Origin of the sequence: Formosa sejongensis, assembly GCF_033447105.1 — a bacterium.
In the GTDB taxonomy this organism is placed as follows: domain Bacteria; phylum Bacteroidota; class Bacteroidia; order Flavobacteriales; family Flavobacteriaceae; genus Formosa.
This window is the reverse complement of the sequence record NZ_JAWQUN010000003.1, coordinates 341,773-359,155: the sequence shown is the minus strand read 5'-3', so window position 1 is coordinate 359,155 and position 17,383 is coordinate 341,773. Positions and strand designations below refer to the sequence as shown.

The 17,383-nt window shown below is 34.2% G+C and carries 13 protein-coding genes; all 13 read left to right on the top strand.

Going from position 1 to position 17,383, the window contains the following annotated elements:
* Positions 1–137: 137 nt before the first annotated feature.
* Positions 138–3,062 carry a CBM96 family carbohydrate-binding protein gene (locus R6X41_RS05630; protein WP_318498240.1) on the top strand — a complete coding sequence of 975 codons (2,925 nt, stop codon included), beginning with the start codon at positions 138–140 and terminating at the stop codon, positions 3,060–3,062.
* 404 nt (positions 3,063–3,466) lie between these two features.
* Positions 3,467–5,089, top strand: a complete 1,623-nt coding sequence (locus R6X41_RS05625; RefSeq protein ID WP_318498239.1) for a sialate O-acetylesterase — start codon at positions 3,467–3,469, stop codon at positions 5,087–5,089.
* Positions 5,090–5,112: 23 nt separating this feature from the next.
* Positions 5,113–6,567 (top strand): glycoside hydrolase family 30 protein, encoded by a 1,455-nt coding sequence (locus tag R6X41_RS05620; protein ID WP_318498238.1) that lies wholly within the window; start codon positions 5,113–5,115, stop codon positions 6,565–6,567.
* Between the two features lie 49 nt (positions 6,568–6,616).
* Positions 6,617–8,251, top strand: coding sequence for a GH39 family glycosyl hydrolase (locus R6X41_RS05615; RefSeq protein ID WP_318498237.1), 1,635 nt, complete (start codon positions 6,617–6,619; stop codon positions 8,249–8,251).
* 7 nt (positions 8,252–8,258) lie between these two features.
* The gene (locus R6X41_RS05610; protein ID WP_318498236.1) at positions 8,259–9,005 is read left to right on the top strand and encodes a DUF6250 domain-containing protein; all 747 of its coding nucleotides are present in this window, start codon (positions 8,259–8,261) and stop codon (positions 9,003–9,005) included.
* 61 nt (positions 9,006–9,066) lie between these two features.
* Positions 9,067–9,909, top strand: a complete 843-nt coding sequence (gene kduI, locus R6X41_RS05605; protein ID WP_318498235.1) for a 5-dehydro-4-deoxy-D-glucuronate isomerase — start codon at positions 9,067–9,069, stop codon at positions 9,907–9,909.
* Between the two features lie 17 nt (positions 9,910–9,926).
* On the top strand, positions 9,927–10,715 hold the full coding sequence (locus R6X41_RS05600; protein WP_318498233.1) for a gluconate 5-dehydrogenase: 789 nt from the start codon (positions 9,927–9,929) through the stop codon (positions 10,713–10,715).
* 275 nt (positions 10,716–10,990) lie between these two features.
* Positions 10,991–11,881 carry an MFS transporter gene (locus R6X41_RS05595; RefSeq protein WP_318498231.1) on the top strand — a complete coding sequence of 297 codons (891 nt, stop codon included), beginning with the start codon at positions 10,991–10,993 and terminating at the stop codon, positions 11,879–11,881.
* A 99-nt stretch (positions 11,882–11,980) separates the two neighbouring features.
* Entirely contained in the window at positions 11,981–12,268 is a 288-nt protein-coding gene (locus R6X41_RS05590; RefSeq protein ID WP_318498229.1) for an MFS transporter, read from the top strand.
* A gap of 150 nt (positions 12,269–12,418) precedes the next feature.
* Entirely contained in the window at positions 12,419–13,609 is a 1,191-nt protein-coding gene (locus R6X41_RS05585) for a BT3233 family polysaccharide utilization protein (RefSeq protein ID WP_318498227.1), read from the top strand.
* Between the two features lie 73 nt (positions 13,610–13,682).
* Positions 13,683–14,654, top strand: a complete 972-nt coding sequence (locus tag R6X41_RS05580; RefSeq protein WP_318498226.1) for a type I phosphomannose isomerase catalytic subunit — start codon at positions 13,683–13,685, stop codon at positions 14,652–14,654.
* A 147-nt stretch (positions 14,655–14,801) separates the two neighbouring features.
* The gene (locus R6X41_RS05575; protein ID WP_318498224.1) at positions 14,802–16,004 is read left to right on the top strand and encodes a DUF6786 family protein; all 1,203 of its coding nucleotides are present in this window, start codon (positions 14,802–14,804) and stop codon (positions 16,002–16,004) included.
* A gap of 11 nt (positions 16,005–16,015) precedes the next feature.
* Complete coding sequence (locus tag R6X41_RS05570) at positions 16,016–17,053, top strand: family 43 glycosylhydrolase (protein WP_318498222.1); 1,038 nt, start codon at positions 16,016–16,018, stop codon at positions 17,051–17,053.
* The last annotated feature ends 330 nt before the right edge of the window (positions 17,054–17,383 follow it).

The following is a 17,383-nucleotide window of genomic DNA, read 5'->3' as shown; positions in this document are numbered from 1 at the left end:
TATGAAAAACGATTACTTTTTTAAGTTTACTATGCTTATCACGTTCTTTACATTTCTACGATGAGGTTCTTTAACGAAAAATGTCTTACAACGTCAGTAAGTCATTCATTTAGTATTAACAAATTAACTTAATTATTATGATTAAAAAAATTACAAGACTGGACTTAACCAATCCAACTCTATTTAAGAAAAAACTCAGCTGTATATGCTTACTGTTTTTAGGTGCGTTTTCAGTCCAAGCGCAATTCGTTCATCCGGGAATTACCCATAAAAAGTCCGATTTAGACAGGGTGAAAGCCATGGTCGAAGCGCAAGTAGATCCTTGGTACACTTCATATCAAGAGATGGCAAACGATTCTAAATCCAGTTACGATTATGTGGTTCAAGGTGACGAAAGTTTTACAGAACTAGGACGTGATTCTAATGTAAATTATGGCGCGTGGAATAGTGATATTCGTGCAGCTTATTACAATGCTTTAAGGTGGTATATCGAAGGCGAAAGTAAACATGCCGATAAGGCGGTCGAAATTTTTAAAGCTTGGTCTAATTTAACGTCTGTTACAAGTGGAGGTACCGAAGCCTTAAGCGGAGGTATTGCTTATATTATGATTGAAGCAGCCGAAATTGTTAAAAGCACATATCCTGGATGGAACGAAAGCGACATTCAATCTTTTAAAGATATGTTGGTATATCCGGGCTATTCAACCACTACTATTCCAGACGATATCCGAAATAATACTACGTTTTATTGGAGCGCTTACGAAGGAGATCCTGTAAGACATGGGAATCAAGGTTTGTCAGGTTGGCGTGCAATAATGGCTATGGGTATCTTTTTAGATAATGAAGTGATGTACGACCGTGCTTTAAATTATGTAAAAGGAGAACCACACAGAGCAGACGATTTAGCTTATCCTTCAGGACCTAACACGAGTAATGAAATTACAGCAAGTAACGATTATTCAGATACCTATAGCATTACAAGAGGTAACACTATTGAAGATTACGGGTATAACGAAGTCATGACCAACTATATTTATGAAAATGGGCAGTGCCAAGAGAGTGCGCGTGATCAGCAACATACTATGTTTGGAATTGGATTATTAACCTCTATGGCGGAAATGGCATGGAATCAAGGTGATGATTTATATAGCTTTACAAACGATAGGTTGTTACTTGGGTTAGAATATAATATGAAATATAACGTGTCTGAGATTCAGTCCTACGACGATCAGACAACACCATGGGTACCAAGTGTAGAATCTGGTGAGTTTAAAGAAGGTTTCGATCGCACAGGTCGCTGGTACTCTAAAGCGATTAGCCCAGAAGGTATAGCTGGTTTTCCAGGAGTTCGTCCCGTGTTTGAAATGCCAATAGCGCATTATTACGGACGTGGTTTTAAAACAGAAGATGACGTTAAATGGATTACGCGTGCGAGAGATAAAGCCATTGAAGTATCTAGTTATGAGGCTCAAGGGTGGACTAACGATGCCATTGGTTGGGGCGCTTTAACAGCACGAAGACCAATGTTATGTTATGGAGATCCTATAATTGGTTTTGATGATTTAAGTCTACCTATGTATGCGATGCATGATATTTCAAATCCTATTGAAGTCGAAAATTTTGATTACGACCCAATTCAGCAAGGAGAAGGACGTATTTATCACGATGCAACCACAAGTAATACAGGTGGCGGGTATAGAACGTTTGATGCTGTAGATTTGGAAGATCTTGGAGATGGTAATTATGCATTAACAAATATTGAAGCAGGCGAATGGTTAACTTATACCATTTCTGTACCTGAAACTGCAAAATATAGCATTTCTATTAGCTATATGGCAAGTCAAGCCGATGGCACTATACAATTTAGTTTTGCGGGTGAAGATAAAACAGGAGCGGTTGTAGTCCCTAATAATACTGCAGATGGTGAATGGAAAACATTGACTATCGCGGAAGATATTGAATTAACTAAAGGTGTTCAAAGTTTAAAAATAACCTTTGGAGGTAGCTCGGAAGCATTTAAATTAGATCAGTTTAGTTTTGCTCAAACAGGTATTGTTAAGGACGATCAAGAGATTCAATTTTTCACTTTGCCTTATAAGGTTCTAGGAAGTGAAGATTTCGATCCTATGGCGACTTCAAGTTCTGCATTGTCAGTAAGTTATACAAGTTCTAATGAATCTGTTGCTACAATTGTAGATGGTCAAGTTCATCTTGTAGGTACTGGAATGTCTACAATTTCAGCAATTCAAGAAGGAGACGATAGTTTTAATCCTGCTCCAGAAGTCACGCAAGAGTTAAACGTTGTAAGCCAGATTGGTGGTACTATGAATGTAATTGTAGATGCCGATGCTTATGTGCATGAAGGAAAAGCTAATGATAACTTTGGAGAGGTTACGAGTATGGTAACTAAACAAGATGCTCGTTATGTGTATTTAAAATTTGATTTGAGCACAATTCCAGGACCTATTGTTTCGGCAAAATTAAGAATGTATCAGCGTACAAAATACGAGGATATTCGTGTAGTTTACGATGTAGCAGATGATACTTGGGTAGAATCTGAAATTACATGGAATAACAAACCAAATTACGAAAATGAACGCTCTAGCATAACAACTATTCCGTCTACTTGGAATGAGTGGGATGCATCTTCTTATGTGGCTCAAGAATATAATGACGATAAAATAATTACTATGGCAATAAAAGACCCAGCCAATAGTGGTATTGGGATAGATTGGTATAGTAAAGAATTTGAAGATAATTTACCAGCGGAATTAATTGTTGAATATTACGATTCTACATTAAGTATAGATGATAAAGAGATACCTATAGCAGTATACCCAAATCCGGTAAAAAACGAACTTAATATTTCATTGTTATCTGCTAATTTAAATTTAGAAGATACTGAAGTAATATTGAATACTATAAATGGGCAACAAGTATTAAAGTTGAAGTTGAATTCGGCTCATTCAAAATTAGATTTATCTAAATTAAATAGTGGAATTTATATTTTAACAATTAAAGATTCGTCTAAAATCATTAACAAAAAAATCATAAAATTATAATTTTTGAGCCCACTTAAAGGTGGAAATAAAATTGTTTTTAATAAATAAAAAGAGGCCTTTTGGTCTCTTTTTTTTGTTAAAATCAGACCCTTGTTTATTAAAATAAAGGGTGGTTATTGGTCGATTTTTGATGCTTATTATGTGTTAAATTCAGAACAATAAATAGGTAAACATAAATTGAGGTTTAGATGCATATTTTGGACGAATAAGTGCAGTTAAAGGGTTTAAATGCTAAGTGCAATTAAAATGAGTTATAAGTTATAGTCAAAGAATTATAATTTATATCGTTTTTAATAATGAAGTAATAATATTACAAGAGCAAATGAGATAACTATTTTTCATCAAAAAAAAGTTGGGATAGGATATCATTTTTAAACAAAATTAACGAAACACTTTTCTACAAAATGAAGACACATTATAACTCACTTAGTTTAAAAAAATGTTGGTTAATTTTAGCGGTTATATTTTTAAGTTTTCCGGAGTATATTTTAGCCGATGTAAGACTAAATGCTATATTTTCCGACCACATGGTTATACAGCGAGAAACAGTAATTCCTATTTGGGGTTGGGCAGATGCCAACGAAATTATTACCATAGAAACAAGCTGGGGAGCATCGGCGCAAGTCATCACAAATTTAGATGGAACTTGGCGTGCAGATCTTGAAACTCCAGAAGCAGGAGGGCCTCATAAAATCACGGTGTTTTCAAAAAATAAAATAGAGATTAACGATGTTTTATCAGGCGATGTTTGGTTATGTACGGGACAGTCTAATATGGATTTTGCGATGAATAAATTCGTAGGCGATTCAAGAGAACCACAATACCAACCGCTTGTTGAATACATCAGAAATGAAGTTGCAACTGCAAACGACGATTGGATTCGTCATATAGAAGTTCCTCAATCAACATCTTTATTTGAAAAGAAAACCGACTTTGAAGACTCTTGGCGGTCTGTAAACCCAGATCAGATTGGTGAAATTTCTGCTACAGGTTATTTCTTCGCTAAAGAATTACGTAAACATGTTAATATTCCTATAGGCTTATTAGAATGTTCTTGGGGTGGAACACGAATTCAGCCTTGGATTTCAGAGGAGACGTATTTAGCCGATGAAAATATGAAAGCTTATTTTGAAGCAAGTAAGGCAGAAGCAAAGGAAATATCGGATGTATATACTGTAGAAAATTTTATAGATACTACGTTTCAGAAAAAAATTGATGCTTGGGAAAAAAGTGGAAAGAAAACTAAAAAACCTTACCGAAAAGTGCATCCAGAAAAAGATCACCAAATGCCAGCAACACTTCATAACGGGATGTTATCTGCTATTGTACTTTATGGAATAAAAGGCTTTTTGTGGTATCAAGGTGAAAGTAATTCACATTTTCTTGAAGAAGAATACGAAGATTATTTTACAGTACTAATTAACAGTTGGAGAGAAGAATGGGGGCAAGGCAATTTACCTTTCTACTGGATGCAATTGGCGGGTTATGAAGTTCCTGATGAACGTTCAGATAATGGATGGGCAATGGTAAACAATCAGTTGCGACGCACCTTAAAAGTACCAAATACAGGTATGGCGGTGTTGTACGATATCGGGGAAGCTAAAGACGTGCATCCGCATAACAAAATGGATGCGGGAAAACGATTGGCACTTTGGGCGTTACAAAACGATTATAATATTAAAGTAGATGCAGTAAGCGGACCATTATATAAATCGATAACTATAAAAGGAAAGAAAGCTGAGGTGACTTTTAATGAAGTTGGTTCAGGTTTAATGGTAGGGCATAAAAATCTATTAGACGCTACTGTTGAAGTAAAAGAACCTTTAAAATGGTTCGAAATAAAGAGTGCAGATGGTACATGGAAACCAGCTAAAGCTAAAATTAAATCGAATAACACTATCGAAGTTTGGGGTAAAGGTGTTAAATACCCTACAGCTGTGCGTTATGCATGGTCTGCAAACCCAGAAGGTGCAAACTTGTATAATATAGAAGGACTGCCAGCAGCAGTGTTTTCAACCGAAGATTAAAAACGAAACTAATATATTTAAAAATGATAAACTCTAAAAGAACTTTCAAATTTACATTTAAGCCAGCTGTTTGTGCTGCAGCATTTTTTGTTTTTGGAGGACTTTTTGCACAAGATGTAGACTTAATTACGACAACGGCATCTAGCAGATGGGAAACACCAAAACGTTTCTTAAAGAAAAATAAAGAAAATGTTACTGCAGATATTACCATTTATACAGATAGTGTATTACAAGAAGTTGATGGTATTGGTGGGGCGTTTAATGAGTTAGGTTGGGATGCTTTAAGTAGTTTGTCAAAAGAGGCTTCCGATCGAGTATTTGAAGATTTGTTTTCAAAAGAAGGTGCTAATTTTTCCATGTGTAGAATTCCTTTAGGCGCTTCAGATTATGCCTTAAGTTATTATTCAAGCAATGACGTTCCTGAAGATTTCGAAATGCGTGATTTTAATATCGATAGAGATCGCTACATTTTAATTCCTTATATAAAAGAAGCGTTAAAGGTAAATCCTGATTTACAAATTTGGGCATCACCATGGTCTCCGCCAGCATGGATGAAAGTCAATGAGCATTACGCCATGAGAAGTGGAAATTTTGAGAATGCCAAAGAAGGGAATAAAATGGATTTAGGCGCTCAAATTCTAAATAACGCTACTGCATTTAAAATGCAAGAGCAATACCTAAAAGCCTATGCATTATACTTTTCAAAATTTGTTCAAGCGTATGCAGAAGCAGGTGTGCCGTTATTTGCTATTATGCCTCAAAACGAGGTGGCATTCCAACCAAACTGGCCAAGTTGTACGTGGAGAGCAGAAGATATGGCGTATTTTATTAATGGTTTTCTTGGACCTCAATTTGAAAGTGATAATTTAGATACTGAAATATGGTTAGGCACGGTAAATTCTGGTGACCCGGATTATGTGAAAACCATTTTAGAAGATAAAAAAGATTCAAATTATATAAAAGGTGTCGGCTTTCAATGGGGAGGAGCTAAAGCCATTCCAACGGTGCATCAAACGTTTCCAAATATGAAGTTGATGCAAACAGAAAATAAATGTGGCGAGCAGGAAAACGATTGGACTTCTGTAGATAGATCTTGGAAGGATCTTGTACACTACTTTAATAATGGAGCAGGATCTTATATGTATTGGAATATGATACTAGATCAAACAGGGAAAAGTGCTTGGGGATGGCCTCAAAATTCAATAGTTGTAATCGATAAAAAAACAGAAGCGGTAACATATACAGACGAGTTTTACTTGTTTAAACACTTATCTCATTTTGTGCAACCTGGAGATCACTTTTTGAAATCGTCTGAAGGTGCCAATCATATTGCGTTTCAATTACAAGATGGACGTGTCGTGGTATTAGTTAATAACACAGATCCTACAGCAAAAACAATCAACTTTAAAATAGGAGAAGCCGCTTTTGGAGTTGAGGTTGCAGCAACATCTATAAATACTATCATCTTAAATAAGTAATAGTAAACTAAAGGATTAAAACCAAATACGACTAAATATTTAACTAAAAATGAGAATACTAAGAATTTTAACAATAGGAGTAATCATGTGTAGTGCTTTTGTATTGCGTGCGCAGCAATCCATAAAAGTGAATACGACCGAAACCGGCGAAAATTTCGAACATTATTGGAGTAAAATGGTTGGAGCAGGTAGAGCAAACGAAGGTTTAAGAGCTGGTTGGTTAGAACAATTACAAGAAGTGCAAGAAAATTGTGGTTTCGAATATGTGCGTTTCCACGGCTTATTTCACGACGATATGTTTCCTGTTGTAGAAGAAAAAGGTAAAATGGTTTATAACTGGCAATATATAGACGACTTGTTTGATAGAATGCTAGACTTAAATGTAAAACCTTTTGTAGAGCTAGCATTTTTACCAACAAGTATGGCTGCAGAAAATTCTAAAACCGTATTTTGGTGGAAAGCGAATATTACACCTGCAGATGATACTTTTGGAAAATGGCACGATTTAGTTGAAGCTTTTACACAGCACTGTGTAGATCGATATGGTATCGAAGAAGTATTAACATGGTATTTCGAAGTGTGGAACGAACCTAATTTATACCCATTATTTTGGGATGGTACAAAGTCGCAATATTTCGAAATGTATAAGCAATCTGCAATTGCAGTAAAATCTGTAGACAAACGATTAAAAGTGGGAGGACCTTCTACAAGTAACTTTGTGCCAGACGAGCGTTTTGCAGGAGAAGTAACTAACGATAAAGTGTCTGATGCTGTGTTTGAGGCTGAAGATATTAATGCGTTACAATGGAAAGGGGTTTGGATTGAAGACTTCCTTGACTATTGTAAAAAAGAAAATTTACCAGTAGATTTTGTTAGCTGTCATCCGTATCCAACAGATTATGCTTTTAATCCAGAAACAGGAAAAGGAAAAGGGCTTACGCGATCTGTAGGGTCTACAAAATTAGATTTAGAGTGGCTAAACGAAACCATAGCAAAGAGTCCATTTCCAGATGTGGAAATTCATTTAACAGAATGGAACACGAGTCCAAGTAGTAGAGATGCGATGCACGATCGTTTGCCAGCTGCAGCTTATATCGTAAAAACAAATTTAGATTGTATTGGGTTAACAAATTCATTAGCTTTTTGGACGTTTACAGATATATTTGAAGAAAAAGGAGGTGCAGCAAGTATCTTTCATGGTGGTTTTGGAATGATTAATTATCAAGGTTTAGTTAAACCGTCTTACCATGCTTACCGTATGTTAAACCAGTTAGGAGATCAGAAAATCTATAATGATGATTACTTGTTTGTTAGTAAAAATTCAACAGATGGACGTGTTGTTGCCTTGGCATATAATTACCCAAAAGAGTATGAAAATGCTGTGCCATCTGGAAGCAATAAGCGTGAAGAAGGAACAAATAAAAAATTAGATTTTTCTTTAACAGGTTTAGAAGCAGGAGCAACTTTCGAAATTGAAATCATGGATAAAGATCATGGAAATATTCATAATTTTTGGGAAGACATGGGAAAACCAGAACCACCAACACGTGAGCAAATTAAAATGATGAAAGTGTATGCAAACACGATGAAAACGAATTATGTAAATGCAGATAAAGACGGAGTGTTAAAGATTAAACAAGAGTTAACACCTTGGAGTGTAGTCTTAATTAAACAAGTAAACTAAAATAATTATGAGAATTTTTCTAAACAATAAAGGAATAAAAATAGTAGCAATAATGTCACTTGTATTGGTATTGTTTAATTCTTGTGGAGATCCAGGAAAATCTGTGACAATTAATGATAAAACAGTGAATGCAAATTTAATTTTTGAAGAAAATTTTGATTCAGGCATAACCAATTGGGTAGTGGAACAAACACCAGACGGAACTGTAGAAACAATTGATAGTAAACTTGAAATTGATGATGTTTCAGGTTGTACAGTTTGGTTAGATAAAAAATTTGAAGGCCCGATTATGATTGAATACGATGTATTTTTAATTCAAGACGGCGGACTAAATGATCGTGTATCTGATTTAAATTGTTTCTGGATGGCTACAGATCCTAAAAATCCAACAAATCTTTTTGCTGACTCTGATAAGCGAGGAGGTAAATTTTCAAATTACGACGCTTTAAAATTATATTACATGGGTGTAGGTGGAAACGAAAATAAGACCACAAGATTTAGACGTTATGTAGGGAATGGAGAACGCCCATTATTACCACAATTCGATTTAAGTGATGCAGAATTTATGTTGGAGCCAAATAAAGCTTACCATATTAAAATTGTCGCTTATGGCGGAACAATTCAATATTTTAGAGACAATCAATTATTAGTAGATTTTGAAGATACAGATCCATATACTTCTGGTTATTTTGGATTCAGAACAGTTAAAAATCACATGACAGTTGATAATTTTAAAGTGTATCAATTAGAATAAGTTGATGCGATTTTCATGAAGAATATAAACAACAAATTATAATAAATTAAATAAAAAAGTTATGAGTACGAATTACGAAACACGATACGCTTCAAGTCCGCAAACGGTGAAAAAATACGACACTCAAGAATTAAGAGACGAATTCCTGATTGATAATTTAATGCAAGACGGAAAAATTAATTTAACCTATACACATTACGATCGTTATATCGCAGGTTCTGCGGTACCAACTTCAAGTGCTTTAACACTAGAAACTATCGATCCGTTAAAAGCAGAATTTTTCCTAGCGCGTAGAGAATTAGGAATTATTAATGTTGGTGGAAATGGTACTGTAACGGTAGATGGAACGACATACGAGATGGGTTTTAAAGACGCATTATATGTAGGTATGGGAATTAAAGACGTTGTGTTTGCTAGTGATGATGCAAGTAAACCATCAAAGTTCTATTTAAATTCGGCACCTGCACATACTAACTTTCCAACAAAAAAAGTAAGTAAATCTGAAGCGAATAAAATTGAATTAGGGTCTTTAGAAACTGCAAATCACCGTACAGTAAATCAAATGATTATTGGTGGTATTGTAACCACTTGCCAATTACAAATGGGAATGACAGAGTTAAAAACGGGAAGTGTTTGGAATACTATGCCAGCTCACGTTCATGATCGTAGAATGGAAGTATACTACTATTTAGATATTCCTCAAGATCAAGCGGTATGTCATTTTATGGGAGAGCCTACAGAAACACGTCATATTTGGATGCAGAACGATCAAGCAATTATTTCTCCACCATGGTCTATACATTCAGGTTCAGGAACCTCAAACTACACATTTATTTGGGGAATGGCAGGAGAGAATTTAGATTACAATGATATGGATGTTGCCAAAATAACTGAATTAAGATAAAATTTAAATATAGAAAGATGTCAATTAATTTATTTGATTTAACAGGAAAGACAGCACTAATTACAGGTGGTGTTCATGGTTTAGGTATGGCTATGGCCAAAGGTTTAGCTAATGCTGGAGCTACAATAGTAGTAAACGATTTATCTCAAGCCGCTATAGATAATGCTTTAATAGAATATAAAGCAGATGGGATAGAGGCACATGGTTATGTATTTAATGTAACCGATGAGGCTGCAGTAATTGCAGGTATTACACAAATAGAATCAGAAGTTGGTCCTATAGATATCTTAATTAATAATGCAGGTATTATTAAAAGAATACCGATTATAGAAATGGAAGTGGCAGATTTTGCAGCAGTTATTAATGTAGATTTAATCTCTCCTTTTATTGTGTCTAAAAATGTTGCAAAAGGAATGATTGCAAGAGGTGGTGGTAAAATCATCAATATTTGCTCTATGATGAGTGAATTAGGACGTGATTCTGTTAGTGCTTATGCAGCAGCCAAAGGTGGACTGAAAATGTTAACTAAAAACATGGCAACAGAATGGGCTAAATTTAACATCCAAACGAATGGGATTGGACCGGGATATTTTGCTACATCTCAAACAGAACCTATACGTGTAGACGGTCATCCGTTTAACGATTTTATAATTAGTAGAACACCTGCAGCGCGTTGGGGAAATCCAGAAGATTTACAAGGAGCAGCTATCTTTTTAGCTTCAAAAGCAAGTGATTTTGTTAACGGACATGTTGTATATGTAGATGGTGGTATTTTAGCCACTATTGGTAAACCTTCAAACGAATAAAAATTAAACACGACCATTCTTTATTTGATTTTAAATAATTAAGGATGGTCGTGTCTAAAATTCTTAAGCTGAATATGTTGTATAGCTCTTAACGTTCTATTAAGATTATTTCATTAACATTGGGTTCGGTTAGTTAAACTTAAGGGGTTTAGATTCTTATAGATTTTAATAGAAGTGTTTTTAAGTTATATGCAGAGCGTAGAGTGTACGTAATTATTGAGCCGTTTTATCTTAAATTATATTCAAGTTTTTTTTAAAATTTATTTATAATAAAGATGAAGGAACCCGTTAAAGTAGGAAACTACAGATATAGAATTTTAGCACTCTTAATGTTTGCTACAAGTATAAATTACTTCGATAGGAGTATTATTGGAGTGTTAGCCCCGACTTTAGAAAAAATGTTTGGGTGGACAAATAGTGATTATGCAAACATCATGATCTCATTTAAAGTAGCGTATGCAATAGGTATGCTTTCTATGGGTGGATTAATTGACAGATTAGGAACAAAAAAAGGATATACATTATCTATTGCAATCTGGAGTGTTTTTGGAATGTTACATGCTCTTGTTAGACCAGGATTTAGTGTTATAGGTTTTGCAGCTGCTCGATTTGGTTTAGGTTTTGGAGAATCTGGAAACTTTCCAGCAGCTATAAAAACTACAGCAGAATGGTTTCCCAAAAAAGACCGTGCTTTTGCAACAGGACTTTTTAATGCGGCAACAAGTATTGGTGCAATTTCGGCACCGTTTGTAGTAGGATGGATTGTACAAGTAGATGGAACAAACAGGCAAATTCCTTTTTTAATAACTGGAGCACTTAGTGCGTTATGGGTATTATTATGGTTCCGTATGTACAAGAAACTAGAAGTACATCCTAAAGTTTCTAAAGCAGAATTAGCTTATATTCAGAGTGATTCTGAAGTTGAGAATGAAGATAAATTACCTTGGAAAAGTGTATTAGGAAAACGTCAAACTTGGGCATTTGCCTTAGCTAAAGTTACCGATGCCGTATGGTGGTTCTATTTATACTGGGGAGCTAAATTTTTATCAGATACCTTTGGAGTAAACATTCATGATATTGCATTACCATTTTTTATTATTTATATTTTAGCAGATGGGGGTAGTATTTTAGGAGGATATCTTTCAGGTGTTTTCATAAGAAAGTGATGGTCTATTAATAAAGCAAGAAAAATAACCTTATTAATACTTCCTGTAAGTTTTGTAGCAATCACAGTTAATAAATGGTTAGCTGTATTCCTTATTGGAATGGCAGCAGCAGGTCATCAAGCTTGGTCTGCAAATATTTTTACATTAGTATCCGATGTATTTCCTAGAAAAGCTACTGCTTCCGTAGTAGGAGGAATGGTTGGAGCTGTTGCAGGTATTATTGCCGATTTTGCTTTAGGTTCAGTATTAGATAAAGCTGGAAATACAGGTTATTTTTGGGCGTTTTTAATTGCAGGTTCTTGTTATTTAGTCATCTTAGGTTTCGTACATTTACTAATGCCTAAAATGACACCTTTAGATGAAAATTTAAAGACAATATCAGCATAAAAAATAGAAGAAATTTAATAAATGTTACCAAATAAAAGTAGTTTAGTAGCCACTTTAAAGTAATATGTAAATTAATTTGATTTACCAATACGGTAAGCCAAGATAAAACGAAGGGTTTCTGTTTTAGGAATTCTTCAAACTAAAATAAAGATGAAAAAAATAGTCTATTGCACGTCTTTTTTAGCCCTTACACTCGTTATGGGGTGTGCTAAAGAAGATAAAGGAAGTACAGTGATTACTGTAAAAAACACTTTAGAATTATCTAGAAGTTTTGAAACTATAGAAATTTCAAAATCAGATTTGAATTTAAAACCAGGAGAAGTTTTCGAAGATTTAGTCATACTAGATAAAGCAACCAGTGCGGTTTTAGTTTCTCAATTTGTAGACGAAGATCAAGATGGTACAGCAGATGTGTTGCTATTTCAACCTGAAATGAATTCAAAATCAGAAAAACAATTTGAATTGGTTATTTCTAAAACATTAACTGCACCAGATACAACAGCATATTGTTATTCTCGCTTTGTTCCAGAACGTACAGACGATTATACTTGGGAAAATAATAAAGTAGGATTTAGAACTTATGGTCCTGTAGCTCAAAAAATGATTGAAGATTCTATTCCTGGAGGAACATTGTCTAGTGGAATAGATGCATGGTTGAAAAAAGTTGAATATCCAATTATCAATAAATGGTATGCTAGAAATGCTATAAAGGCAGGAGAATATCATATCGATTATGGCGAAGGTTTAGATAATTTTCACGTTGGTTCTAGCCGTGGGGTAGGAGGATCTGCAGTTAAAATTGATACATCATATTACATTTCTAAGAATTTTACAGCATGGGAAACAATAACAACTGGTCCTATTAGAACAAGTTTTATTTTAAACTATGCAGATTGGGATGCTAACGGTAATGTGATTTCAGAAGAGAAACATATTTCTTTAGATTACGGAAATAATTTGTCAAGATTTGAAATTCATGTCCAAGGTACCGATGAATTATCTATTGGATTAACTTTACATGAAAACGACGGTATGATTACTGAAAATGTAGAAGAAGGATGGATTTCGTATTGGGAACCTAATTATTTTGATTCAGAAATTGGAACAGCTATAGTTACCACTCAGGGTGTCATGACAGATTCAGAATATTATGTTACCAATATGCAAGATCGTAGTAATCTGTTTGCCCAACTTAAAGTTAATGACAATAAAGTCGTATATTACGCAGGTTTTGCTTGGAAAGAATCTAAACAATATCCAACTAAAGAATTATGGGAGAACTATTTGAGTGAGTTTTCACGAAAAATTAATTCACCTTTAGAAGTTACGTTTAACAAATAATAATAAACCAAATTTAAGAAGGTTTCAAAATTAAGGTTTTGAAACCTTCTTCGAGTTTAACACAAAATAAAAGATGGGATTATATCCAATAAAATTTACACCGCTTTACAAATACAGAATTTGGGGAGGAGAAAAACTAAGAACCGTATTACATAAAGATTATCAAGACCAAAGTATTGGAGAATCTTGGGAGATTTCTGATGTTAAAGGCGATGAAACTGTAGTTAGTGAAGGTGCATTAGCAGGAAAAACCTTAAAGGCTTTAACCGAAGAATTTAAGGCAGAAGTTGTAGGAGAAACAGTTTACAAGGCATTCGGAACAGATTTTCCATTATTAATTAAGTTTATCGATGCAAAAACGCCATTGTCTATACAAGTACATCCAAGTAATGAAATCGCTAAAATAAGACACGATTCGTTTGGTAAAAATGAAATGTGGTATGTTATGGAAGCTGAAAAAGACTCGGAATTAATTGTTGGTTTTAATCAGCAAGTAGATAAAGCATCTTATGTAGCAGCCTTAGAGTCAGGGAAAATTTTAGAAGTACTTAATAACGATGTGGTTTCTAAAGGCGATACATATTACATCCCAACAGGTCGTATACATGCTATTGGCTCTGGTGTATTATTGGCTGAAATTCAGCAAACTTCAGATATAACATATCGTATTTACGATTATGAACGTGTAGATGCTACAACAGGAGAAACAAGAGAATTACATACAGAAATGGCTGTAGATGTTATCGATTACAGTGTAAGCGATACCTATAAAACACAGTATTCTAAAACAGAAAACGGAACGAATACCTTAGTACATTCACCTTATTTTAAAACCAATATTGTAAATGTAAAAGGCGAAATGAAAAAAAATTATTCTAATCTAGATTCTTTTGTAATTTATATTTGTGTTGAAGGGATTTTAGAGTTACTTTGGAACGATACATCTTATATAATCTCTAAAGGTGAAACTGTTTTTTTACCAGCGGCCATAGATGCTGTGACTTTAAAATCTGAGAACGCCGATGTTTTGGAGGTGTATTATTAAAATATAAACGTATATTTTTAATTAAGGATAGATAATAATTTTACTGAAATGAAAAAAGATTACGTAATAAATTCATTTAGGAGCATAGGAATCATTCTATGCTCCTTTTTGTTTTTTACATCATGTACATTTAAAAAGAAATCTGAAATGAAAAAAGAAAATCCTTCACGAGATACAATTAGTGAAAACGTTAATAATACAACGCCATCTAATTACGGAGACGATGTTGATTTTATGGAAGACTACATTGATGTTATTCAACTTTCTGATACATCAAGCAATTCAAAAGTCGCTATTTCTGCAGCGCTACAAGGCCGAGTAATGACGAGTAGTGCATTTGGAACTAGCGGAAGAAGTTATGGTTGGATTAATAGAGAATTGTTTGAATCTAAGGTCATTTTAGAGCATATTAATGTATATGGCGGTGAAGAGCGGTTCTGGCTTGGTCCAGAAGGTGGACAATATTCTATCTATTTTGAAAAAGGAGCATCGTTTACATTAGAAGATTGGTATGCCCCAAAACTTATCGATTTAGAGCCTTTTGATGTGAAAACTCAATCTTCAAATAAAGTGGTGTTTACAAAAGAAGCTTCATTAAAAAACTATTCTGGTTTTCAGTTCGATATGGGAATTCAGCGTGAAGTTGCGATACTCTCTAAAACAGATTTGATAAAAGAACTTGGAATCCATGCAATCGGAGATCAAATAAAAGTTGTTGGGTATCAAACCACAAATTCAATCACAAATTTAGGTGAAACAGATTGGATAAAAGATAGTGGATTATTATCCATTTGGATGTTAGGGATGTATAATCCGTCGCCAAATACAACCATGTTTATTCCTTATCACTCAGGAGATGAAGCAGAACTTGGAGACATCGTTAACGATACTTATTTTGGTAAAGTACCTTCAGATCGTTTGGTGGTTAAGGAGAACGTTATTTATTTTAGTGGTGATGGTAAACATCGTAGTAAAATTGGATTAACGCCTAAGAGAGCCAAAGATGTACTCGGGGCTTACGATTCTGAAAACGGTATATTAACGATAGTAAAATACAATAAGCCACAAGAGGCAACAGATTACGTAAACTCGATGTGGGAGATTCAAGAAGACCCATTTTCTGGAGATGTAATTAATGCGTATAATGATGGTGCTCCTAGTCCTGGAGAAAAACCATTAGGGCCTTTTTACGAACTAGAAACATCATCACCAGCTTTAGAGTTGAAGTCGGGTGAAACTGGAACACATATACAATTAACCTGTCATTTTGAAGGCGATGTTGAAGCATTAAATCCTATTATAAAACAGGTTTTTGGAATTACTGTTGAAGATATTACTTCTGCGTTTTAATTAAATTTAAGATGGTATCAATCAAAACGAGAGTCAGTTTATTAATTGTTTTTGCAGTAACATCATTGATCACATTTGTAAGTTGTAAATATAAAACTGAGGATAAGTCTAAATCCGAATTAGAAACGACAAAGGAATATTTTAAAAAACCAATCCGATTCACATATCAAGATATTACAGGTATTGGATCCGATAGTTTATATAATAGGCGTGACAATAGTGATATTATTAAAGTAGGAGACACTTATTATATTTGGTACTCCAAAATGGTTAGTCCTGTAACTTCTGGATATTGGGCAACAATTTGGTATGCAACTTCGAAAGATGAAGGTTATACTTGGCAAGAGCAAGGGATGTCCATCGGTTTGGGAGACCAAGATAAGTTTGATAGCCATTCTGTTTTTACACCTAATGTACTCGCTTTTCAAGGTAAATATTATTTGTATTACACAGGAGTAAAGCCAACTCCAGGAAATTTAAAAAATGAATTTGAAGGAAATCACACTACAGATATTACAGCCATTGGTCTTGCCGTTTCAGATAGCCCAGACGGTCCTTTTACTAGAGTAGAACATAATCCTGTTTTAGAAATAAGTGATATACCAAAAGATTTTGACAGTTATAGAATAGACGATGCTAGCTTATTAGTTAAGGAAAATAAGATTTGGTTATACTATAAAGGTAGATCTATTGTAGATGGTGAGAAAGGTCCAAGTTTAACTGAAATGAATGTCGCAATTGCAGAAAATCCAGAAGGGCTTTTTGTAAAACATAAAGGTTCACTTTTAGATAAGAGTCACGAAGTCTTAATTTGGAAAATGGATCAAGGGGTCGCATCTCTCGCTTCAATAAGTAAAAGCATTAATTATGCTGAGGATGGTTTGCATTTTTCGATATTTCAGGATAGCCTATCAAATATTCCTAAAGCTCCAGGTTTATATCGTCGAGATTTGGAAGACGGTAATCTGGAAATTGAAAAACCTGTTTGGGGTATTGCAATGAAAGTTAAAAAAGGACTTGCTTATCTTGTAAGATTTGAAATGAAGTAACTTTAAAATAATGTTTTATAAAATTTTAAAAATCATAACTAATGATGAAAAAAATAAAATTAAAATAAATAGTGTTTGTGGTAAGTTTGGCTATGTTTATAAGTAGTAATGCTCAAAATAAGGCAGCGAGTTGAACTCATAAGAAACCTAATATCTTATTTCTTTTTACAGACGACCAAATGTTTAATACGATTGGTCCTTTAGGAGGTTCTCATGTAAAGACTCCAAATTTGGACCGATTAGTAAATCAAGAGATTTATTTTTTTATCATGCCTATAGCCAAGGCCCTTTTATCGAAACGGTTTGCGTTGCGAGTAGAACCATGCTCGT